15 protein-coding genes are annotated in these 20,278 nt (G+C 67.6%); 7 read left to right on the forward strand and 8 right to left on the reverse strand.

Features of this window, described 5'->3' with window-relative positions; all coding sequences use genetic code 11:
* Positions 1 to 141 precede the first annotated feature (141 nt).
* From ABL843_RS22930 to ABL843_RS22950, 5 genes are all read left to right on the forward strand, one after another.
* Positions 142 to 3,702, forward strand: a complete 3,561-nt coding sequence (locus ABL843_RS22930) for an indolepyruvate ferredoxin oxidoreductase family protein (protein ID WP_418117446.1) — start codon at positions 142 to 144, stop codon at positions 3,700 to 3,702.
* Positions 3,703 to 3,810: 108 nt separating this feature from the next.
* Positions 3,811 to 6,003, forward strand: coding sequence for an ATP-binding protein (locus tag ABL843_RS22935; protein ID WP_418117448.1), 2,193 nt, complete (start codon positions 3,811 to 3,813; stop codon positions 6,001 to 6,003).
* Complete coding sequence (locus ABL843_RS22940) at positions 6,000 to 6,626, forward strand: response regulator transcription factor (RefSeq protein WP_418117449.1); 627 nt, start codon at positions 6,000 to 6,002, stop codon at positions 6,624 to 6,626. The genes ABL843_RS22935 and ABL843_RS22940 overlap by 4 nt, the downstream gene beginning before the upstream one ends.
* Before the next feature lie 204 nt (positions 6,627 to 6,830).
* Positions 6,831 to 8,183 carry an MFS family transporter gene (locus ABL843_RS22945; RefSeq protein ID WP_126023498.1) on the forward strand — a complete coding sequence of 451 codons (1,353 nt, stop codon included), beginning with the start codon at positions 6,831 to 6,833 and terminating at the stop codon, positions 8,181 to 8,183.
* Positions 8,184 to 8,308: 125 nt separating this feature from the next.
* Entirely contained in the window at positions 8,309 to 8,743 is a 435-nt protein-coding gene (locus tag ABL843_RS22950; protein ID WP_418117450.1) for a hypothetical protein, read from the forward strand.
* A gap of 28 nt (positions 8,744 to 8,771) precedes the next feature.
* Here the strand turns inward: ABL843_RS22950 and ABL843_RS22955 are convergent, their stop codons facing one another.
* The gene (locus tag ABL843_RS22955; RefSeq protein WP_418117451.1) at positions 8,772 to 9,521 is read right to left on the reverse strand and encodes an SDR family oxidoreductase; all 750 of its coding nucleotides are present in this window, start codon (positions 9,519 to 9,521) and stop codon (positions 8,772 to 8,774) included.
* Between the two features lie 114 nt (positions 9,522 to 9,635).
* Here ABL843_RS22955 and ABL843_RS22960 point away from each other — a divergent pair, with 114 nt between their 5' ends.
* Positions 9,636 to 10,541, forward strand: a complete 906-nt coding sequence (locus ABL843_RS22960) for an AraC family transcriptional regulator (protein ID WP_418117452.1) — start codon at positions 9,636 to 9,638, stop codon at positions 10,539 to 10,541.
* A 109-nt stretch (positions 10,542 to 10,650) separates the two neighbouring features.
* Here ABL843_RS22960 and ABL843_RS22965 read toward each other — a convergent pair whose 3' ends face one another.
* The gene (locus ABL843_RS22965) at positions 10,651 to 12,177 is read right to left on the reverse strand and encodes a tripartite tricarboxylate transporter permease (protein ID WP_184642724.1); all 1,527 of its coding nucleotides are present in this window, start codon (positions 12,175 to 12,177) and stop codon (positions 10,651 to 10,653) included.
* 16 nt (positions 12,178 to 12,193) lie between these two features.
* A complete protein-coding gene (locus tag ABL843_RS22970; RefSeq protein ID WP_184642743.1) occupies positions 12,194 to 12,580 on the reverse strand; it encodes a tripartite tricarboxylate transporter TctB family protein in 387 nt (128 codons plus the stop codon).
* A 287-nt stretch (positions 12,581 to 12,867) separates the two neighbouring features.
* Between ABL843_RS22970 and ABL843_RS22975 the strand changes: the two genes are divergently transcribed.
* Positions 12,868 to 13,560, forward strand: a complete 693-nt coding sequence (locus ABL843_RS22975; RefSeq protein WP_418117453.1) for an SMI1/KNR4 family protein — start codon at positions 12,868 to 12,870, stop codon at positions 13,558 to 13,560.
* Positions 13,561 to 13,579: 19 nt separating this feature from the next.
* Here ABL843_RS22975 and ABL843_RS22980 read toward each other — a convergent pair whose 3' ends face one another.
* The 5 genes from ABL843_RS22980 to ABL843_RS23000 all read right to left on the reverse strand — a co-directional run bounded on the left by ABL843_RS22980 (position 13,580) and on the right by ABL843_RS23000 (position 20,130).
* A complete protein-coding gene (locus tag ABL843_RS22980) occupies positions 13,580 to 14,845 on the reverse strand; it encodes a TCR/Tet family MFS transporter (protein ID WP_418117454.1) in 1,266 nt (421 codons plus the stop codon).
* A gap of 10 nt (positions 14,846 to 14,855) precedes the next feature.
* Positions 14,856 to 15,821 carry a glycosyltransferase family 2 protein gene (locus tag ABL843_RS22985; protein WP_418117455.1) on the reverse strand — a complete coding sequence of 322 codons (966 nt, stop codon included), beginning with the start codon at positions 15,819 to 15,821 and terminating at the stop codon, positions 14,856 to 14,858.
* 164 nt (positions 15,822 to 15,985) lie between these two features.
* Positions 15,986 to 17,851 (reverse strand): DUF1963 domain-containing protein, encoded by a 1,866-nt coding sequence (locus ABL843_RS22990; RefSeq protein WP_418117456.1) that lies wholly within the window; start codon positions 17,849 to 17,851, stop codon positions 15,986 to 15,988.
* 61 nt (positions 17,852 to 17,912) lie between these two features.
* Positions 17,913 to 18,965, reverse strand: coding sequence for a hypothetical protein (locus ABL843_RS22995; RefSeq protein WP_418117457.1), 1,053 nt, complete (start codon positions 18,963 to 18,965; stop codon positions 17,913 to 17,915).
* Between the two features lie 205 nt (positions 18,966 to 19,170).
* Positions 19,171 to 20,130 (reverse strand): DUF72 domain-containing protein, encoded by a 960-nt coding sequence (locus ABL843_RS23000; protein ID WP_369661232.1) that lies wholly within the window; start codon positions 20,128 to 20,130, stop codon positions 19,171 to 19,173.
* Positions 20,131 to 20,278: the final 148 nt, after the last annotated feature.

The raw sequence follows: 20,278 nt of genomic DNA on the forward strand, positions 1-20,278 counted from the left end.
ACGAAGAAGCACTTTCCGCGGACAAGCCGGAAGAATCGTTGCTGCCCCGGCGTCTACCCCGCCGGGGCATTCCGCGAGCCGGCCCTCTACCGGGGCCATGCCCGCATTCCGACGAGTCCTACCCGGAGTCTTTTTTCAGCCATGGCATCCCACGAACTGGCCAGCGTTGCGCTGGACGACAAATACACGGCCACCGAAGGCCGGATCTACCTCAGCGGCATCCAGGCACTGGTACGCCTCATGCTCGTGCAGAAATGGCGCGACCAGAAGGCCGGGCTGAACACCGCGGGCTTTGTCTCGGGCTACCGCGGCTCGCCGCTCGGCGGCCTGGACGAGGCACTGTGGAAGGCGCAGCCCCAGCTCGAAGCCAGCGCGGTGAAGTTCCTGCCCGGCGTGAACGAGGAACTCGCCGCCACCGCCGTGTGGGGCGCCCAGCAGGTGCACCTGACGGGCGAGTCCGCCGTCGATGGCGTCTTCGCGATGTGGTACGGCAAGGCCCCGGGCGTGGACCGCTGCGGCGACGTGTTCAAGCACATGAGCCACGCGGGCACTTCGCCCCACGGCGGCGTGCTGCTGGTGGCGGGCGACGACCATGGCGCGTCTTCGTCCACGCTGCCCAACCAGAGCGACCACCTGTTCGCCGCGTCGATGATCCCGATGCTCTACCCGCAGAGCGTGGAGGAGTACATCGAACTCGGCCTGCATGGCTTCGCGATGTCGCGCTTCGCGGGGCTGCCGGTGGGCTTCAAGGCGCTGGCCGACACGGTGGAGTCTTCAGGCTCCATTCCGGCCGGCGTGCTCGACGTGCACACCCAGCTGCCTTCGGACTTCGTCTTCCCGCCCGGCGGCGTGCATGCGCGCCTGTCGACCGACACGCTCGGCGTGCAGGCGCGCAAGCAGGAAGCGCTGATGCAGGACTACAAGATCTACGCTGCCATCGCCTATGCGCGCGCCAACCGGCTCAACCGCGTGACCATCGATTCGCCCAAGGCACGCCTGGGCATCGTGGCCTCGGGCAAGTCGTACCGCGACGTGCTCGAGGCGCTGGAAGAACTGGGCATCGATGCCGACGAGGCCGCGCGCATCGGCATCCGGCTCTTCAAGGTGTCGATGCCGTGGCCGCTGGAGCCCGATTCGATCCGCGAGTTCGCCGATGGCCTCGAAGAAATTCTTGTGGTCGAGGAGAAGCGCCAGATCGTCGAATACCAGCTCAAGGAGCATCTCTACAACTGGCGCGAGGACGTGCGCCCGCGCGTCATCGGCAAGTTCGACGAGCAGGGCGAATGGGGCGCGCATCCGCGCGGCAAGTGGCTGTTGCCGGCCACGGCCGATTTCTCGGTGGCGCAGATCGCGCGCGTCGTCGCGGGGCGCGTGGCGCGCTTTCACACCAGCGACCGCATCCGCATGCGGCTGGCGATCCTCGACGCGAAGGACGTGGTGCTGGGCAAGGCCGTGGCCACGCCCTCGCGGCCGGCCTGGTACTGCTCGGGCTGCCCGCACAACACCTCGACCAAGGTGCCCGAAGGCAGCCTCGCGCTCGCGGGCATCGGCTGCCACGTGATGGCCACCGCCATCTACCCCGAGCACAACCGCACGACCACGCACATGGGCGGCGAAGGCGCGCCGTGGCTGGGGCAGGCGTGGTTCTCCAGGCGCAGGCACGTGTTCGCGAACCTGGGCGACGGCACCTACTACCACTCGGGCTCGCTCGCCATCCGCGCGGCCGTGGCGGCGGGCGTGAACATCACCTACAAGATCCTCTACAACGACGCGGTGGCGATGACAGGCGGCCAGCCGGTGGACGGCCCGATCACCGTGCCGCGCATCGCGCACCAGATGGCGGCCGAGGGCGTGAAGCGCCTTGCGCTCGTGGCCGAAGACCCGTCGCGCTGGTCCGACCGCAGCGTGCTGCCGCCGGAGCGCGAGGGCTTCATGCTCACCGTGCACCACCGCGACAGCATGGACGCGGTACAGCGCGAGCTGCGCGAGTTCGAGGGCGTCTCGGTGCTGATCTACGACCAGGTATGCGCCGCCGAGAAGCGCCGCCGCCGCAAGCAGGGCGAGTTCCCGCAGGCCGCGCGCCGGGTGTTCATCAACGACGCGGTCTGCGAGGGCTGCGGCGACTGCGGCGAGCAGTCGAACTGCACCGCCCTGCTGCCGAAGCAGACCGAGCTGGGCCTGAAGCGCGCGGTGGACCAGAGCGCTTGCAACGCCGACGAGTCGTGCATCAAGGGCTTCTGCCCCAGCTTCGTGACGGTCGAAGGCGTGAAGCCGCGCAAGCAGGCGCCGGTCGCCGCGAAGGCTGCAGCCGAAGAGGCGCCTCTGCCCGAGCCGAAGCAGCCAGCGCTCGAAGGCATGCACAACATCCTGATCACCGGCATCGGCGGCACGGGCGTCATCACCATCGGCGCGCTGATCGGCATGGCCGCGCACCTCGAAGGCAAGGGCGTGAGCGTGCTCGACATGACGGGCATGTCGCAGAAGAACGGCTCGGTCACCTCGCACGTGCGCATCGCGCGCGACGCGGCCCAGCTGAAGGCGCAACGCATTCCCACCGGCGAGGCCGACTTGATCCTGGGATGCGACATGCTCACGGCCGGCGCGCCCGACGCCATCGCGCGCATGCGGCCGGGGCGTACCTATGCGCTGGTCAACACCTTCGAGCAGCCGACCGGGCATTTCGCGCAGCAGCCCGACTGGCAGTTCCCGGCGGCGCAGGTGCGCGCGCTCATCGAGGAATCGGTGGAGAGCCGCGCCGACTTCGTCGACGCGACGCAGCTGGCCACGCGGCTCATGGGCGACGCGATCGCGGCCAACCTGTTCCTGCTGGGCTTCGCCTTCCAAAAGGGCCATGTGCCGCTGTCGGCCGAGGCGCTGGACAAGGCCATCGAGATCAACGGCGTGGCGGTGAAGGCGAACCAGGCCGCATTCCGCTGGGGCCGCAAGGCTGCACTCGACCTCGCGGCGGTGACGCGAGAAGCTTCGCCGCAGAAGGTCGTCGCGCTGCAGCGGCCGCAGAGCCTGGAGGCGCTGGTCAGGAGCCGCACCGAGTTCCTCGTGTCGTACCAGAACGCCGCGTACGCGCAGCGCTACGCGGAGCTGGTGGAACGCGTGCGTGCGCTCGAAGAGCGCGAGCGCGGCAGCAACCAGCTGGCGAAGGCTGTCGCATCGGGCCTCTTCAAGCTCATGGCCTATAAGGACGAGTACGAGGTCGCGCGCCTCTACACCGACCGGCGCTTCATGGAAAAGCTGGGCGAGCAGTTCGAGGGCAAGCCGGTGCTGCGCTTCCATCTCGCGCCGCCGGTGCTCGGCCGCCGCGATGCCGAGGGCCGCGCGATGAAGACCAGCTTCGGGCCTTGGGTGATGGGTGCCTTCCGCGTCCTCGCGAGCCTTCGCGGCCTGCGCGGCACGGCCTTCGACCTGTTCGGCCGCACCGCCGAGCGGCGCATGGAGCGGCAGCTCATCGAGGACTACCGTGCAATGGTCGAGGACGTGCTCGCGCGCTTCGATGCCATCGACTTCGATACTGCCCTCTCGCTCGCACGGCTGCCCGAGCAGATCCGCGGTTTCGGGCATGTGAAGGAGGAAAGCGTGGTGTCGGCGCGAGTGCGGTGGGAGGCGCTCGCAAGGCAGCTCGACGCGCGCCCGGCCGGGCGGGCCATGCAGCGGGCCGGCACGCAGGAGCAGCCGGTGGCGGCCTGAACGGAAGGTGGGCGGAAGGTCGGCGGAAGGCGGGCGGCAGAGCCTGCCCGGGAGGATCAGGGCAAAATCCTCCCGCCGCCGGTCGGCCCCGCCCCCATGCCGCCCACCATGTCCACCCCCGCCCCCGATCCGACGCATACGACGTCGGCGACCGCCCAGGCCCGCCCTCGCCGGCGGCATCGCAGCACGATCGCCTGGATGGCCGCGTGCACGCTGGCCCTGCTGCTGATCGGCCTCGCGGGCCAATGGGCGGCGAACCGCGAAGCGAGCTTCCAGGCCGACTCGATCCGCCGCGCCATGGAAGTGCACGTGCTCGGCCTGCGCGACGCCGCCGGCAAGTACAGCTACCTGCCCTTCACCGCGGGCCTGCATCCCGACGTGCTGGCCGCGCTGGCCCGCCCCGACGACATTGCCGCCAAGCAGCGCGCCAATCTCTACATCGAGCGGGTGAACCGGCAGGCAGGTTCCGACGTGCTCTACCTGATCGACATGCAGGGCCTCACGCTGGCGGCCAGCAACTGGAACACGCCGCAGAGCTTCGTCGGCCAGTCGTATGCCAACCGCCCCTACTTCATCGACGCCCGCGCGGGGCGCAACGGCCTTTTCTATGGCGTGGGCCAGACCACCGGCGAGCCGGGGCTCTTCATCTCCTCGCCGGTGCGCGGCGAAGGCGGCGAGATCCGGGGCGTGGTGACGGTCAAGGTCAGCCTGCGCCAGGTGCAGGAAACCTGGACCTTCGTGCGCGACCCCATCCTGCTGACCGACGCTCGCGGCGTCGTGTTCCTGAGCTCGGTACCGTCGTGGATGTACCGGTCATCGCGCCCGCTGCAGGCCACCGAGCTCGAAGGCATGCGTCGCGACCAGCAGTACGGCACGCGCACCAGCTTCACGGCACTGCCGTGGAAGGTGGAACGCGAGGAAGGCCAGCTCGGCTACCTGGTGCGCACCGATATCGGTGGCCGGCCGCGCGAGTACCTCGCGGTGGACGAGCGCCTGCCCGACCTCGGCTGGACACTGACAGTGATGACCGACCACGCGGAAGTCTCAAATGCCCGCGAGCGCGCCTGGATGCTGGGCCTGCTGTGCGCCGTCGTGCTGCTGCTGGCCGGCCTCTACTGGCAGCTGCGCGAACGCCGCTTCGCCGAGCAGCGCGACGCGCGCCGCGTGCTGGAGCTGCGCGTGCGCGAGCGCACCCACGACCTCGACGAGGCCCATGCCTTCCGCAAGGCGATGGAAGACTCTCTGCTGGTGGGCATGCGCGCCCGCGACCTCGAAGGCCGCATCATCTACGTGAACCCGGCCTTCTGCGAAATGACCGGCTATGGCGCCGACGAGCTGCTGGGCAAGCTGCCGCCCTACCCCTACTGGCACCCGAACGACGTGACGCAGCACTGGCGCCACTACGACGCGATGATGAGCGGCCAGCCCGTGCGCTCCGGTTTCGAGTCGCGCCTGCGGCACCGCGACGGGCACGAGGTCATCACCATGGTCTACACCGCCGCGCTGATCGATGCCGACGGCAAGCACGCCGGCTGGATGAGCTCGGTGGTGGACATCACCGAGCAGAAGCGCGCCGAGCTGCGCCAGCGCCAGAACGACGAGCAGCTGCAGCACGCCCAGCGCCTGGCGAGCCTGGGCGAGATGGCCTCCACGCTGGCGCATGAACTCAACCAGCCGCTGATGGCGCTGAGCAACTTCGCGAGCGCCGCCAAGGCCTTCGCCGAGCAGGGCAACCAGCAATTGCTGGTGAGCAGCCTGGACGAAGCCGTGATGCAGGCGCAGCGCAGCGCCGAGATCGTGCGGCGCATCCGCGGCTTCGTGCGCCAGCGCACCGTGGGCACGGAAGACTGCTCGGTGGCAGCGCTGGCCGGCAACGCCATAGCGCTGCTGCAGGGCGAGATCCGCATGCGCCAGGCGCGCGCCGAGCTTCGCATTCCGCCCGGACTGCCCGAGGTGCGCGGCGACCGCGTGCTGCTCGAGCAGGTGCTGCTCAACCTGCTGTCGAACAGCCTGCACGCCATGCAGGCCGTACCGCCCGAGCAGCGGCTGGTGGAGATCGAGGCGGGGCTCAAGGAAGGACGCATGCACATCCACGTGGCCGACCGCGGCCCGGGCATCGACGCCGCCGTGGCCGAGCAGGTGTTCTCGCCCTTCTTCACCACCAAGACCGGCGGGCTGGGGCTGGGCCTGAACATCTGCCGCACCATCGTCGAGGCGCACAGGGGCCGCCTCACCTTTGCCGACCGTCCGGGCGGTGGCACAGTCTTCACCCTCGAGCTGGAAATATCGCCACCGACATGATCCACAACAGCGCCGCTCCCGCCAACAACCTGTGCATCGTGGACGACGACGAGGCCGTGCGCCGCTCGCTCGGCCTGCTGCTGCTGTCGCGCGGCTACGCGGTGCAAACCTTCGCCTCGGGCGAAGCCTTCCTCGAAGGCACCGACCTGCAGCGCGCCGGCTGCGTGATCATGGACCTGCGCATGGAAGGCATGAGCGGCCTGCAGGTGTTCGACACGCTGCGCACGCAGGACAGCCCGCTCGTGGTCATCTTCCTCTCGGGGCACGGCGACATTCCCATGGCCGTGGAGGCCGTTCAGAACGGCGCCTTCGGCTGGCTCGAGAAACCCTGCAACGACGAGCGCCTGCTCGACACCATCGCCCGCGCCCTGCAACAGGCCGGCGAGATCGCCACCCGCCGCCAGGCCCGCCAGGCCGCGCAGGCGCTGTGGGACAAGCTCACCCCGCGCGAGATGCAGGTCGCCCGGCTGGTCGCCGAGGGCAAGCCCAACAAGCAGATCGCGCAGGAACTCGCCCCGCTGGAGCAGCGCACGGTGGAAACGCACCGGGCGCACGTGTTCGCGAAGCTGGGGCTGGCGAACAGCCATCAGCTGGATCGGTTCCTGCGGGAACACTCGCTGTAGCTCGCCAGGCACCGGCCATCGCCGACGGCGCACGCCCGTCGCGGCCCCAATCTAGGTATTTACCCTTGCGTACCGATACGTAGACGGCCAACGGCCGGTTACGGACGACAGCGCTTCCGCTGCCGGACAGACTCGCCGCAACGGCCCCCGCGTGCCTTTTCTTCTTAACGCCGCGGGCCGCAGCCAGAGACAAGGACCCCTTTCATGACCGCCATCGCAAGCGCGGCCGCCGGCGCTTCCAGCCCCGACGCGGCACCCGCCACCGCCAACAACAACACGCCCTACACCTTCGAGGAAAAGCGCAAGCGCATCTTCGCCATCTTCGCCGCCTCGTCCGGCAACCTGGTGGAGTGGTTCGACTTCTACGTCTACGCCTTCTGCGCCATCTATTTCGCGCCCGCCTTCTTCCCCAAGTCCGACCCCACGGTGCAGCTGCTGAACACCGCCGGCGTGTTCGCCGCCGGTTTCCTGATGCGCCCGATCGGCGGCTGGCTGTTCGGCCGCATCGCCGACCGCAAGGGCCGCAAGACTTCGATGGTGACCTCGGTGGTCATGATGTGCGTGGGCTCGCTGGTCATCGCCTGCCTGCCCACCTATGCGCAGATCGGCGCGGCCGCTCCGGCGCTGCTGCTGCTCGCGCGGCTGCTGCAGGGCCTGTCGGTGGGCGGCGAGTACGGCACCACCGCCACCTACATGAGCGAAGTGGCGATGCGCGGCCAGCGCGGCTTCTTCTCGTCGTTCCAATACGTCACGCTGATCGGCGGCCAGCTGCTCGCGGTGGTGGTCGTTGTGGTGCTGCAGCAGGTGCTCGACGAGGCCGAGCTCAAGGCCTGGGGCTGGCGCATTCCCTTCGTGCTCGGCGCCGTGGCGGCCGTGGTGGCGCTGATGCTGCGCCGCACTCTGACCGAGACGGCCAGCAACAAGACCCGTGCCGCCAAGGGCGCGGGCACGATGCGCGAGCTCTTCACCCATCACAAGCGCGCCTTCTTCGTGGTGCTCGGCTACACGGCCGGCGGTTCGCTGATCTTCTACACCTTCACCACGTACATGCAGAAGTACCTGGTGAACTCCGCCGGCATGTCGATCAAGACCGCCAGCAACGTGATGACGGCCTGCCTGTTCATCTACATGTGCATGCAGCCGCTGTTCGGCGCACTGTCGGACCGCATCGGCCGCCGCAGCAACATGCTGCTGTTCGGCGCCCTGGGCGCGCTGATGACGGTGCCCGTGCTGAGCAACCTGCAGAACGTCGGCAGCCCGCTGGTGGCAGGTGCGCTCATCACCCTCGCGCTGGCGGTGGTGAGCTTCTACACCTCGATCAGCGGCATCGTGAAGGCGGAGATGTTCCCGCCCGAGATCCGCGCGCTGGGCGTTGGCCTCTCCTACGCGGTGGGCAACGCGATCTTCGGCGGCAGCGCCGAGTACGTGGCGCTGGGCCTGAAGTCGATCGGGCACGAATCCTACTTCTACTGGTACGTGACGGCAATGATGGTCGTGGCCTTCACCGTGAGCCTGCTGCTGCCGAAGCAGGCGAGCTACCTGCATCACGACAAGTAAGCAGGCGCTACCGCAATGAAGCTCCGGGAGGCCCGCGCCTCCCTCAAAAAAACGCGGGCCCCTGGGAAAGCTTTTCGAGTCAGCGAGCCGCAAGAAAGCATGAGGGTACGAACATGGCGAGACGGATGGTCCACAACGCAAGCATCACCTTGAAGCTGCCGCGCGACATGGAAACCGGCGCAAGGGTCACGGCCCTTCGGGCTGCCGGTGTCCCGGTCGACGCGGAAGGCAACGCACAGCAGGGATTTCTCTTCGTGCGCTCGGGTGATGGCTACAGGAGTCAGGTCAGCATCTTCAGATGGTTTCCCGACGAGGTGAGCCCCATCACCCGCGGAGCCTCCGGCGCCGCGGAGCCCTCGGCCCGCGAGCATCGCCCCACAGCGCCGCCGGACGACACGCTCGACCACTGGCTGGCCCAGATCCTCACCGCGCCCATCCCCGGCACCGACAGCGCGCTGCAGTGCGAGCCCGAGGCCTTGCCGGCCACCGCGGCTGCGATTGCATCTGCGCCTGCACCTGCACCTGCGCCTGCGACCGCAACTGCGGCAACGGCAGGCTGAAGCTCGCGGCCGGCGCCGGCCGGCTGCCTCAACCCGCGCCCCGCTGCGCCAGCGCGACCGCGTCGGCGCCCGCCGGAAATCGCAGTTGCCCCGTCGCATCGTTCGCCGCGCGCCAGACCGCCTCGGCGACATCCAACTCCTTCGTCAGTTGCGTGGCCTGCGCCAGCGCACCGAAGATCGACTGAGCAAGGGGCGCATACGGCTCGGTGATCAGGCCCTGCATCCGCTCGCCACCGTTCTCGGTGAATCGCGTCGTGGGCGCGTAGCCGGGTTCGACGAGCTTCACGGCGACATCGAATGCCCTCAGCTCGTGAGCGAGCGAGGCCGTGAAGCCCTCGATCGCCGTCTTGCTGGCGGTGTAGACCGCAACCAGGGGCATTGGCGCAAGGGTCGCGCTCGAAGTCACGTTGACGATCACGCCCCCGCGGCGCTCGCGGAACGCGGGCAGCACGGCCTGCGTCATGGCCATCACGCCGAAGGTGTTGGTCTCGAAGAGCTCGCGCGTCGTCGCCATCGGCGTGGCCTCGAAGGCACCGAACAGGCCGATGCCGGCGTTGTTGACGAGCACGTCGACGGGGCCTGCCGCGTCCAGCGCGGCGACGATGCTCTCGGGCCGCGTCACGTCGAGCGCAAGCACGCGCATGCGCGGGGAGTCTTCGAAAAGTCCGTCTTGCGGCTTGCGCATGGTCGCGACGACGTTCCAGCCTTGAGCATGGAAATGGCGCGCAGTGGCAAGGCCGTAGCCGGACGAGCAGCCGGTGATCAGAACAGTCTTCATGGTGGTCCTCTGAATGGGTAAGTGAACGAGCGGTTGAAGGAACTCGTACGATAGGCTCGACCTACCGGACTATCTACAATCATCAGTCCATCATTTGTTTGCGAAAGTCCATCCATGGCTATCGACCCGCTGTCGCAGGTGATCGCACTGCTCAAGCCCCGGGCGGTGTTCTCGAAGGTGATCAGCGGCGCCGGACGCTGGGGCGCGCGCTACACACAGTTCGGCCTGCCGAGCTTCTGCGCACTGCTCGAAGGCAGTTGCCTGCTGTCGGTCGATGGAGCGGAAACGCTGACGCTCACCGCGGGAGACTTCGTGCTGCTGCCCACCACGCCCGGCTTCACGATGACGAGCCTGGAGCCCGGCACGCCGGTGCCGATCGACGCGCGCAAGGCGGCCATGGACACGAGCGGCAGCGAAATACGCCACGGCACGCGCGGCGGCCGGCCCGAGGTGCGGATGCTGGGCGGCTACTTCGAGTTCGACTCGCCCGATTCGGCGATGCTGGTGTCGCTGCTTCCCGCCGTGCTGCATGTGCGGGGTTCGCAGAAGCTGCCGCTGCTGACCCAGATGGTGCGCGAGGAATCGCTGGACCGTCGGCCGGGCCGCGAGCTGGTACTCACCCGGCTCGTGGAAGTGCTGCTGGTGGAAGCCCTACGCAACACCTCCGGCGAAGAGGCACCGCCCGGCCTGCTGCGAGGCCTGGCGGACAAGCGGCTCGCGGCCGCGTTCCGCCACATGCATGGCGACCCCGCGCGCGGCTGGACGGTGGAACAGCTGGCGCGCAAGAGCGCGCTATCGCGCTCCGCCTTCTTCGACCGCTTCAGCCGCGCGGTCGGCATGCCGCCGATGGAATACCTGCTCTCATGGCGCATGGCCCTCGCCAAGCAGCTGCTGCGCCGCGAAGAGCTGGCGATCGCGGAAGTGGCCGAGCGGGTGGGCTACGGTTCGGCCAGCACCTTCAGCACGGCGTTCAGCCGGCATGTGGGGCAGCCGCCCGGGAAGTTCGCGCGCATGCACTGACGGTGCGCGCGAACGGGGCCACCCCAAAGCAGTTCGCCGCGTTACCCAGGCGGGCAACGCGGCGAACAGGTCTATCGTTGCTTGCCGCCGAAGCGGCCGGCAGGCGTGTCTATTCCTCCATCGCCGGCACGGGTTGCGGCGGCAGGGCCGCGCCCTTGTTCTTGCGCACCTTGATCAGGAACGAAGCCACCTGCCACACGATGAACACGCCGACCAGGCTCAGCAGCGTGGCGCTGATCGGGCGCGTGGCGAAGATGCCGAAGCTGCCGCGGCTCAGCAGCATGGCGCGGCGGAAGTTCTCCTCCAGCATCGGCCCGAGGATGAAGCCCAGCATCAGCGGCGCCGCGTCGAGCTCCAGCCGCATGAACATGTAGCCCATGAAGCCGAAGGCGGCGGTGATGAAGATGTCTTCCAGGCTGTTGTTCACGCTGTAGGTGCCGATGCAGCAGAAGAACAGGATCGACGGGAACAGCACCGCGTACGGGATCTTGAACACCGACAGCCAGTAGCGCACCAGCGGCACGTTCAGCACCAGCAGGAACACGTTGCCGATCCACATGCTGGCCACCAGGCCCCAGAAGAGTTCGGGGTGGCTGCCGATCATGTTCGGGCCGGGCTGGATGCCCTTGATGATGAAGGCGGCCAGCATCAGCGCCATGACGGCGTTCTCGGGAATGCCGATGCTCATCAGCGGAATGAAGCTGGTGCGCGCGGCGGCTTCGTCGGCAGCGGCCTGGCCGGCCACGCCTTCGATGCAGCCGGTGCCGATCTCGTGCTTGTACTTGCTGACCTTCTTGTCGATCGCGTAGGCGGCGAACTGGGCGATGGTCGGGCCGCCGCCGGGCAGGATGCCCAGGAAGGAGCCGACCGCGCTGCCGCGCAGGGCGCTCGGAATGATCCGCTTGAACTCGGCCCAGGTCGGGATCAGGTTGATCTTGCCGTTGAAGGGCGAGCGTTCCTCGCGCGAGTCGAGGTTCTTGGTGATCTCGGCGATGCCGAAGCAGCCCAGCGCGATGCTCACGATGCCGACGCCGTCGACCAGGAACGGCAGGTCGAGCGTGAAGCGCTGCATGCCGCTGTTCACGTCGGTGCCGATGGTGCCGAGCAGCACGCCGATCATGCACATCGCCAGGCCGTTGAGCAGGCTGCCGGTGGTCACGAAGCTCACGCACACGAAGCCCACGAGCATCATCGCGACGTAGTCGGCGGGCCCGAACAGGAAGGCCACTTCACCGAGCACGGGCGCGAGGAACGACAGCACCAGGATGGCGACCGTGCCGCCGATGAAGCTGGAGAAGCCCGCGGTGAAGAGCGCGAGGCCCGTCTGGCCCTTGAGCGTCATCGCGTAGCCGTCGATGCAGGCCACGATGCTGCTCGCATGCGGGATCTTCATCGTGATGGCGCTGACGCTGTCGCCGTACTGCGCGCCGTAGTAGATGCCGGCCAGCATGATGAGCGCGCCGGTGGTGGGAATGGAGTAGGTCAGCGGCAGCAGCAGGCTGATGGTGGCCAGCGGGCCGAGGCCCGGCAGCAGGCCGACAAGCGTGCCCACCGTGCAGCCGATGGCACAGAACAGCAGGTTCTGCATGGTCAGGGCATGCGAGAACCCGAACGCGAGGTTGTTGAGGACTTCCATGATGCTCGTTCCTTCCTCAGTACAGCGGAAGGTTCAGGCCGAGCAGCTTCTGCAGGGCCAGCGCCATGACGACCAGCCCGGCGGAGATCTTCACGTTGCGCACGACCGAGTAGGACGACGCGGCGAAGCCCGAGCAGAAGACCATGAAGATGATCCCGGCGATCATGTTCACGTACATGGAGATCACCGCCAGGCCGCAGAGGCTGCCGAGGATCAGCGAGATGTTCTTGAAGTTGAACTCCAGCGCCACGCGCTCCACGAAGAACGACCGGATCACGGTGGAAACCGCGATCACCAGCAGCATCGCGCTGATCATGGCGGGGAACAAACCGGGGCCGGCGCGGCTCAAGTCTCCGATGGGGTAGCGAAGCGAGGTCAGGCCGAAGGCCAGCGCTATCGCCATGAGGAACAAGCCTCTGACAAGGGTTCTGTTTTTCATCTCTTCTTGTGCGATGGGTTTCGAAATCACCGGCACCGGCAAACCGGGGCTGATCGTCTCCATCCGGGCGGAAGTCCGGACCCCTGCATGCTCTGGCGCCAAACTGATTGCAATCTGACCGGACCGTAAGGGGAATTACGTACGGGCCATGCGGCCAGTACTGCCCAGATGCCGCCCGGAGACCGCCCACCTATACTCGCCGCGCCCCAAACAGCACGGCTGGCGCCCTGCCCCGCCCCGCCGCACAGACCATGCAGACAGCTCCTTCCCTGACCGACCGCCTCCCCCGCTTCACCGCCGCCCTCGACCGCCACGAAGCCAGGGTCGAGGAACTCGCCCGGCAGGTCGCCCGGATCGAGGACGAAGACGCGGCCGAGGATTTCGGATACGCCTTCTCGGCGGTCCGCCAGGCCCCCGAGACCCCTGACGCCATCGAGCGCCTGGAGGCCCGCATCGGGATGCGCCTGCCCGAGCCGCTGAGGGCGCTCTATGAATCGCTGGGCGCCTTCTCGCTGCTGCCCGAGAACCGCATGCGCCATGTCGACCTGCTCTCCATCGACAGATTGCTCTCCTGGGCCGAGAGCCCGGACGTCGACGACGCCTGGCCCAGCCTCATGGGAGCGCTGTGCACCTTCGGCAGCCGGCGGGAGTTCGGCGGGCTGAAGCCGGCCTCGCAGGAAGCGCTGACGGAGCACTACGTGGTCTTCGGCTGGGCGCACCACCGCTATGAAGACCGCACGCTGCTGGCCTTCGACCGGAACGGCGCCTTCCACAACGTCGTCTACGAGCACGACGCGGGCGAAGAGGACTGGGTGGCGCGCTACCAGCCGCTGTGCCGGAAGGCGCTGGCCGGCATCGACCTGGACGAGATGCTCGCCGCCCATGTCGCGCTGGCGACGCGGCGCATGGAGCACCAGTTCGACGAGGGCGAGTTCCTGGGCTGAAGCGGCCCGCTCGGCGGCCTCAGGTCGGCTCGGTCGCTGTTTCGCCGGCTGCCGCCACCGCAAGCCGCGTGCGCCGCCATGCGACCCGCATGCCCACGCACAGGAACAGTGCGGCAATGAAGAACGGCGCGCCCGGCAGATGCACCGGTGCGTCCACGCCGATGAAATAGCCGAAGCTGCCGGCGAAGGCCGCGGGCCCCACGATGCCCGCCACCGACACCAGGCTCGTCAGCGCGCCCTGGATGCGCCCCTGCTGCGCCGCGTCGACCTGCCGCGTGACCAGCGCCTGCGCTGCCGGCCCCGCGAAGGCCAGCAAGGTGCACAACGGCAGCGCGAGCATGAAGACCGCCACGGCATCGGCCACGCCGCAGATCGCGAAGCCCAGCACGCCGCAACCCAGCCCGAACAGCAGCGCCGCGCGCTCGCCGAAACGCTTCACGCCCGGCCCGATCAGCAGCGCGTTGACCACCACGCTCAGCACGCCCACCAGGCCGAGCACCCAGCCCACGGTGTCTTCCTTCCACTGGAAGCGGTAGTCGGCGAAGAGCACGAACACGCTCGGGTACACGTACTGCGCGAGGTTGACCAGGAAGATCACCGCCGCCAGGCCGAACACCTGCGGATAGCGCTTCAGCAGCATCAGCGAGCCGACCGGGTTGGCATGCGACCAGTCGAACTTCAGGCTGCGCCGCTCTGGCGGCAGCGATTCGGGCAGCACGAACCACCCGTAGCAGAAGTTGAGCATCGTGAGGCCGGCCGCGAACCAGAACGGCAGGCGGGCATCGATGTGGCTCAACTGGCCGCCGAGCACCGGACCGAGCACCAGGCCCACGCCGAAGGCCGCGCCCACGATGCCGTAGCTCCTGGCTCTTTCTTCCGGCGCCGTCACGTCGGCGATGTAGGCATTGGCGGTGGTGAGGCTGGCCGAGAACACGCCCGACACCACGCGGCCGATGAAGAGCCACGGCAGGCTGTCGGCAAGGGCCATGAACACGAAGTCGACGGCAAGGCCCAGGCATGACAGCAGGATCACAGGCCGCCGCCCGAAGCGATCGGACAGCGCGCCCAGCACCGGCGAGCACACGAACTGGATCGCCGCGAACGCCGTGCCGAACACCGCGATCCAGTACGCCGCGGTCGCGGCGCTGCCGCCGGCCAGCCGCTCCACCAGATGCGGCAGGCCTGGAAGGATCAGGCCGAACGCGAGGAAGTCGATCAGCACCGTGACGAAGATGAAGGCGAGCGCGGCGCGGCGCACGCGCGGTGCCTGGAGGGTCGGATTCATCGCTGCAACCTCAACCGCTGCGGCTCAGGTACTTGCCCACGCGCGGGCGAACCTCGCGGATGCCACCGAGCCTGCCGAGCAGGCCGTCGATGCAGCCGACCAGCAGCGCGACGCTCTTTCTCAAGCGGTCGCGCTCGAAGATCAGCATGGGCAGGATCTGCTTGAGCGTGTAGACGTTGATGAACAGGATCGCCGGAAAGGCACGCATGTGCGCCAGCGAGAGGTCGAGTGCATTGCGCGAGATGTAGTAGCGCCGCACGGCCGGGTAGTTGATGACGTAGATTTTCCAGCCGAACAGCGACTTCGCCTCGAGGTCGCCGATCTGGTGCCGCAGCACCACCTGCGTATTGAGATAGAGCGGCACCTCGCTGCGCAGGGCGCGCATGCAGTAGTCGGTGTCGACGTGGTCGATCACGTAGCGCTCGTCGAAGCGCCCGACCTTGGCCCAGGCCCCGCGCGAAATCAGAGAGCCCGAGGAGATCATGAAGGCGCAGCGCGCCAGCGGCTCGGTGAAGGGCTTGCGCAGGTCGAGCTGGTAGACGCGCCTGCCCTGCAGGCCGAATTGCGGGATCAGCGCGTCGAGGTTGGTGTCGTGGACGAGCGGGCCGATCAGGAAGGCAGCGTCTTGCTTGCCTTCAACGGAAGCCTTTCCCTGTGCCGTCTCCGCCGCCTGGCACATTGCTTCGAAGTAGCCGAAGGGCAGCACCGAATCCTGATCGAGCAGAAAGAAAAGTTCGGCGCCCTGCGCTTCGAGCTCGGTGATGCCGCAGTTGAATGCGCCCGCGATGCCGCCACGGTTGCCGTTGTGCAGCACGGTGATTCCCGCATCGGCGAGTGCGCCATGCCAGTCGCCCGGCTCCGGCGTGTTGTCGACCACGCACAGACGCGGACACGAGCGCGAAAGCGTATGGAGATTCGTCAGTTGCCCGTCGGTGGGGAAGTACGTGACGACGACGGCACCGAACGAAAAGGACATCGCGGCTTCTCCGGTTGATGGAGCCGGGCGGACGCCCGGACCGGCGCGATTCTAGGTATGGGAATGCGTGCCGACGCCTCATCCGGCACGGCGGAATGCGGGTATTGCGAAAGAACAACGCGAGCGGGACTGCGAAAGTTCTAGTCCGCACCAACCAAGCGGATTCAGCTGCTTTCCAGGCTCCAGTGCACGCGCGAGAAGTCGCCCAGCGCCAGGTCCTTCTCGTGGATGCTGAAGGTGAAGGTGCCGGCATCCCAGAAGCAGAAGCCGGGCTTGTTGTCCGAATCGAGCGTGAGCAGGTTGATCCATTCCTGCGGCAGGCCGCCCCTTTCGCGCGAGGCCTGCTCCTGCGGGTTCTCGTGCTGTGTGAAGACGTGTGCGTTCATCAGGTGTGCGCCGTTCCTGCGCTCGCCATCGCCGGCGAGCTCGGCTTCGAGAGCCCAATACGCTTCCTGCAGCTTATCGTCCCTGTCGATCTCGAGCAGCGAGGCGTCTTCACCGCTCAGGCGACCTCCTCCGGCGTTGTAGAGGTTCGGCAGCGACACGGTGGCGTCGATGCGGACCTTGTAGCCTTCATGAGCGTCGCCCACGTCGACGCCGTCGGCGAACTCCGCGTCCTCCGGCCATACATAGGGTTGCAGCTCGGCGGCAGAAGCATTCGAATGCAGCACGCGCACACCGTCGCCCTCCTCCTGGCCCTCGCCGAAGAAGTAGAGGCGGCCGGTGCGCGGCAGCCACGACTGAAGCCCGGCGATTTCTGCAAGATCGATCTGCGCGTAGAAGCGCCAGAGCTTTCCGTCGGTGGCCGGGTAGTCGATGCCGGGCGGCAGGTCCGGCCTGCCGCCGATGCGCGTGCCGCCCGGGATCGCATAGTTCTCACGCTCCGTGGTGCACAGGCGCAGCGCCTGGCGCGCGTGGCGCCGAAGCGGCCCTTCGTAGGCCTTGAGATCGTGACGTGCCAGCGCATCGCTCAACAGCGCCACATGCCGCGGGCTGTTGCGTGCCATGAAAGCCTCGCGGTCGATCGCGACCTCCACGTCGGGGCGATAGCGGATGTCGCGGAAGAGCGCTTCGTTCTTCCTCTCGATATTGACCTTCGCGATGTTCCGCAGCGAAGCCGGCAGCGACTCGAAGGGATTGCGGTTGATGCTCAGCAGCTGGAGGGCCGGCAGGTGGCCTACCGATTCAGGCAATGTCTTGAGCAGGTTCCCGTCCAGCAGCAGTCGTTGCAGATGCACGAGCTCGCCGATGCTGTCGGGCAATGTCTCGATCTGGCAGTACTGGAGCGAAAGCACTTCCAGCGATTCGAGCGTCCCGAGGTTCTCGGGAAGACGGGCGATATGGCGGCTGCGCAGATGCAGCTCGCGCAGGCGCGTCAGCGTGCAAAGGGATTCGGGCAAGGCCGTGACGGCCTTCTCGGGGTTGCCTGTCCATAGGTCTTCCATCGACAGGAACTCGAGCTGCGTGAAGCGCAGCAGTTCCTCGCGCCACACGGCATCCCAATGGCTGATGATCAACCGCCGCACGCGCTCTGGCGGAGCAGCCATCGCCTCATCGAAGCTGCCGTAGGTGTGCGCGCGCAGTTCCACCTCTCCCGGCGTGCAGTGCCACACCACGTCGACCGCAACGCCCTCCTCGTCGGTCTCGTAGTCGTGCCGCAGCAGGCCGTGCATTTCGATGCGGTCGGGCCGCAGGTCGATCTCGCCGAAGAAGCGCGTGCCGAAGTCGAAGCCCTTCTCCCAGAGATAGAAGCCGTGCGTCGGCTGATCCTTCAGGTAGCGCACGCGCCGGTGCGGCGTGTCGTGGTTGTCATGGAAGTGAAAGGTCGAGGAGCGGAACGAAGGAGCAACCTGCCCCGGCGCCGGGTTGTCGGAGCCCTCGGGGTCGAAGGGCGGCGCGTGCAGCGCCTTGTCGAAGGCGACGGGCCGAGCCTTCAGTTCGAAGGACATGCCGCCGTCCTCGAAGACGACATGGGTATCCGGCGCGAACTCGAATGCGCACTTGCCGATCTGGAACTTGTTGCTGGACATTGTTGAGAGACTTCTTCCGGGGAATGAGCAAGCGAGCCTGGCAGCCGATGGATGGCCGGGCTCAGGGTTCGCCGTAGAACAGCACCGTCCAATGCTCGCCGTCGAACTCCAGTGCCCCGTGCCAACCGGCAACCAGCATCCTGCGGCCATCCGGCGACACATCGAGCCGCCGCGATGCCAGCGAGCAGCCCTTGGGCATCGGTTGCCGGCGTGCATCCATGGCCAGCACCATCCTGCTGCCCTGGAGCACGTAGCAGCCGCCCGTGCTGCCGGTGCACCAGAGCCGGCCGGCGAACCAGGCGCTGTCGAGAAAGCTTTCGCTGTGCGGCTTCGGAGTCAGGCAACGCCAGCTGTCGTCGCGCCCTTGCCATACGTGGCCGCGCTCGTCGGTGACGTAGGCCGTGCCGTCGGGCGCAACGGCTACAGTCTTCAGATCCAGCGTCGAGGGAAAGGGCAGCTGCCTCCAGAGCCCCTCATGCCGTCGCCAGGCGGCGCCGCGCGAGCCGACCACGTACAGGTCCTGCGCGGACAGGCCAGCAAGATCGTTGAAGTCCGAGTTCGACAGGGCCTCGTCAGCAACATCCGGCTCCGTGCTGGCCAGCCCCTCGGGCAGCGGAATCTCCGTGTGCTCGCGCCATTGCCCGGGGCCCAGTCGCTCGAACACCCGGAACGGCGCACCGACCGAGAACACCGTGGTGCCGGCGCGCGCGGTACGCAGCACGATGCTGTCGTACATGAGTCCAGAAACGGGATGCGGCTCGCCCGCGCCATGAAACGGAATGCGCGCCTCCTGCCCCTTGTGGACTTTCGGCTTGTAGGCCAGCGTCTCCCGCCCGATGCCCACCGAGACGAACTCCGAATGGTCCGGCGCCCAGGCGCTGGACAGATCGCAGCCCAGCCCCAGCGCATGGGTGGTCAGCGTGAAGAACCGCGTCTCGGCCGGATTCGCCAGCTTGACGGCGAGCAGCCGGACCTTGAACGGCTCGTCATGGTCCTTGTCCTCCTGCTCCTCGAACAGCAGGAAGCCAAGGCGGCCATCCTCGAAGCCGATGGTGCAGTCGCGGATGAAGTAGCCGTCGAAGAAGCGGCGGTAGGTGTCGCGGTCGAAGATCATCGGGCGGAAAAGACCTGGCCTTGCAATACCTTCAACCGCGCCCGCCGCTGCGCACGCGCAGCAGGTTGTCGTGTTCGTGCAGTTCGATGAATTCGCCGCTTGCCGCGGCTTCGAGGTAGATGGGCGCTTCGCCCGGCATGAGTGCGGTCATGCGGGCAATGTAGTTGAAGAAGATTGCTTCACGCCGAGAGCCGGCCGGGCTCCTTCATTTTCGGTGGCGGGCTTTCTCTTCCGGCTCGAAGCCCGTCGGAAGCCCCAGCCGCATCGCCAGGTGCGCCGCGTCGTAGGGCGCGCGCACCTTGGTGTCGTTGTCGAAGTAGCAGTACACATCGTGCCGGCCCCGCCGTGCACCGACATCCGAAGCAAGCCTGGCGTCGCCGACCTGGCGGCCCTGGCTCCATGCTTCGATGCGCTCGGCCCAGCGGTCGAGTGCGGCGTCGCCGTAGCCGCTGGCGTAGAGCTCCTTGTCTCCGTGCAGCCGGATGTAGACGAAGTCCGCCGTCATGTCTTCGAGCATCGGCCAGCGGCCCGCGGTGTCGGCCACCACCAGGGCCACGCCGTGCCGGCGCAGCGTGGCGATGAAATCGGGGTCGGCAAAGCTGCGGTTGCGCACTTCGATGGCATGGCGGATGCGAAGGCCGCGCGGGGCCTTCATCGAGGACCGCCCGTTCATGCGCTCGTCGTGCTCGCGCGCCAGCGCCGACGCGGCCTTGGCATCGTGCGGCAGCAGCGAGAGAAAGGCTTCGACGCGCTCGGCGTCGTAGCGCATGCGCGGAGGAAGCTGCCAGAGGATGGGGCCGAGCTTGCGGCCCAGTGCGAGCACGCCCGAGGCGAAGAAGTTGGCGAGCGCCGGGCGCACGTCCTTGAGCTGCAGCATGTGCGTGATGTAGCGCGAGCCCTTGACCGCGAACACGAAGCCGTCGGGCGTCTGGTCGCGCCATGTCTCGTACGACTCGGGGCGCTGCAGCGAATAGAACGATCCGTTGAGTTCGATGCTGGGCAGCATGCGCGAGGCGAAGGCAAGCTCGTTGCGCTGTGCCAGCCCGGCCGGATAGAAGCGGCCCCGCCACGGCGCGTACCGCCAGCCAGAGATTCCGATGCGGATGTCTCCATGCGGCTTTTTCGCCGCTCGCGTGCGCGTTCTTCGGGTGGACGGGGTTGCCAAGTCTGTGCTCCGGTGCCGGTACTCGATCCGGAGTCGATGCTTTTGCGCCGCGATGCGGGCGAATGTGGGAACGGCCGGGCAACCCGTGTAGGTGCGCAGGCATCGCCTGCCTGAATCCGCCCCGCCCTGCCCCGCCGGCCTGGCTTCA

Source organism: Variovorax sp. 350MFTsu5.1, assembly GCF_048302515.1.
GTDB lineage: Bacteria > Pseudomonadota > Gammaproteobacteria > Burkholderiales > Burkholderiaceae_C > Variovorax > Variovorax guangxiensis.

Excerpts from the sequence above, each read along its gene's own strand:
- ABL843_RS22940 (WP_418117449.1), top strand. The coding sequence starts at position 6,000 with ATGATCCACAACAGCGCCGCTCCCGCCAACAACCTGTGCATCGTGGAC.
- ABL843_RS22930 (WP_418117446.1), top strand. The coding sequence starts at position 142 with ATGGCATCCCACGAACTGGCCAGCGTTGCGCTGGACGACAAATACACG.
- ABL843_RS22955 (WP_418117451.1), bottom strand. The coding sequence starts at position 9,521 with ATGAAGACTGTTCTGATCACCGGCTGCTCGTCCGGCTACGGCCTTGCC.
- ABL843_RS22970 (WP_184642743.1), bottom strand. The coding sequence starts at position 12,580 with ATGGCGATAGCGCTGGCCTTCGGCCTGACCTCGCTTCGCTACCCCATC.
- ABL843_RS22990 (WP_418117456.1), bottom strand. The coding sequence starts at position 17,851 with ATGTCCAGCAACAAGTTCCAGATCGGCAAGTGCGCATTCGAGTTCGCG.
- ABL843_RS22985 (WP_418117455.1), bottom strand. The coding sequence starts at position 15,821 with ATGTCCTTTTCGTTCGGTGCCGTCGTCGTCACGTACTTCCCCACCGAC.
- ABL843_RS22950 (WP_418117450.1), top strand. The coding sequence starts at position 8,309 with ATGGTCCACAACGCAAGCATCACCTTGAAGCTGCCGCGCGACATGGAA.
- ABL843_RS22965 (WP_184642724.1), bottom strand. The coding sequence starts at position 12,177 with ATGGAAGTCCTCAACAACCTCGCGTTCGGGTTCTCGCATGCCCTGACC.
- ABL843_RS22935 (WP_418117448.1), top strand. The coding sequence starts at position 3,811 with ATGTCCACCCCCGCCCCCGATCCGACGCATACGACGTCGGCGACCGCC.
- ABL843_RS22975 (WP_418117453.1), top strand. The coding sequence starts at position 12,868 with ATGCAGACAGCTCCTTCCCTGACCGACCGCCTCCCCCGCTTCACCGCC.
- ABL843_RS22995 (WP_418117457.1), bottom strand. The coding sequence starts at position 18,965 with ATGATCTTCGACCGCGACACCTACCGCCGCTTCTTCGACGGCTACTTC.
- ABL843_RS22945 (WP_126023498.1), top strand. The coding sequence starts at position 6,831 with ATGACCGCCATCGCAAGCGCGGCCGCCGGCGCTTCCAGCCCCGACGCG.
- ABL843_RS22960 (WP_418117452.1), top strand. The coding sequence starts at position 9,636 with ATGGCTATCGACCCGCTGTCGCAGGTGATCGCACTGCTCAAGCCCCGG.
- ABL843_RS22980 (WP_418117454.1), bottom strand. The coding sequence starts at position 14,845 with ATGAATCCGACCCTCCAGGCACCGCGCGTGCGCCGCGCCGCGCTCGCC.